General features: G+C 72.3%; 1 protein-coding gene. It reads left to right on the top strand.

The features are described 5' to 3' along the window. On the top strand, positions 1–1,567 hold a 1,567-nt coding region (locus tag AC27VN_RS41050), incomplete at both ends, for a PAS domain S-box protein (RefSeq protein ID WP_490880448.1).

Consider the following 1,567-nt stretch of genomic DNA (forward strand, 5'->3'; position numbering starts at 1 on the left):
GCGGCCGCGCGCGAGGCCAGCTTCCAGGCCGACTCGATCCGCCGCGCGATGGAAGTGCACGTGCTGGGCCTGCGCGACTCGGCCGGCAAGTACAGCTACCTGCCGTTCACCGCGGCGCTGCATCCCGAGGTGCTGGCCGCGCTCGCGCACCCCGACGACGCGGCCGTGAAGCAGCGCGCCAACCTCTACATCGAGGAGGTGAACCGGCAGGCCGGTTCCGACGCGCTCTACCTGATCGACCCGCAGGGCCTCACGCTCGCGGCCAGCAACTGGGCCACGCCGCAGAGCTTCGTCGGCGAGTCCTATGCCAACCGGCCCTACTTCATCGATGCGCGCGCGGGCCGCAGCGGCCTGTTCTACGGCGTGGGCCAGACCACCGGCGAACCGGGGCTGTTCATCTCGGCGCCGGTGCGCTCGGACGCGGGCGCGGTGATCGGCGTGGTGACGGTCAAGGTCAGCCTGCGCGCGCTGCAGGAGGCCTGGACCTTCGTACGCGACCCGATCCTCTTGACCGACGCGCGCGGCATCGTGTTCCTGAGCTCGGTGCCCGCGTGGATGTACCAGGCCACGCGCCCGCTCGACGCGGTGCAGCTCGAGCGGCTGCGGCGCGACCAGCAGTACGGCGCGCGCGCCAGCTTCCCCGCGCTGCCCTGGAAGACCCAGCGCGGCGACGGCGAGCCCGGCTACCTGGTGCGCACCGCGCTCGGCGGCAAGCCGCGCAGCTTCCTCGCGATCGACGAGCCGCTGCCCGACCTGGGCTGGACCCTCACGGTGATGGTCGACCATGCCGAGGTCACGCGCGCCCGCGAGCGCACCTGGATGCTGGGCCTGCTGGGTGCCGGCGTGCTGCTGCTGGGCGGCCTCTACTGGCGGCTGCGCGAACGCCGCTTCGCCGAGCAGCGCGACGCGCGGCGCGAGCTGGAGCTGCGCGTGCGCGAGCGCACCCACGAGCTCGACGAGGCCCATGCCTTCCGCAAGGCGATGGAGGATTCGCTGCTGGTCGGCATGCGCGCGCGCGACCTCGAGGGCCGCATCACCTACGTCAACCCGGCCTTCTGCGAGATGACCGGCTACGGCGCCGACGAGCTGCTCGGCAAGCTGCCGCCCTACCCCTACTGGCATCCCGACGAGGTGCCGCGCCACTGGCACCACTACGACGCCATGATGAGCGGCCAGCCCGCGCTGTCGGGCTTCGAATCGCGGCTGCGCCATCGCGACGGCCGCGAGGTCATCACCATGGTCTACACCGCGCCGCTGATCGATGCCGACGGCGGCCACGCGGGCTGGATGAGCTCGGTGGTCGACATCACCGAGCAGAAGCGCGCCGAGCTGCGCCAGCGCCAGAACGACGAGCAGCTGCAGCATGCGCAGCGGCTCGCGAGCCTGGGCGAGATGGCCTCCACGCTGGCGCACGAGCTCAACCAGCCGCTGATGGCGCTGAGCAGCTTCGCGGGCGCGGCCAAGGCCTTCGCCGAACAGGGCAACCAGGCGTTGCTGGCCAGCAGCCTCGACGAGACCATGGCGCAGGCGCGGCGCAGCGCCGAGATCGTGCGGCGCATCCGCGGCT

The sequence above is a fragment of the Variovorax sp. 20P10.2.4 genome (genome assembly GCF_058244205.1).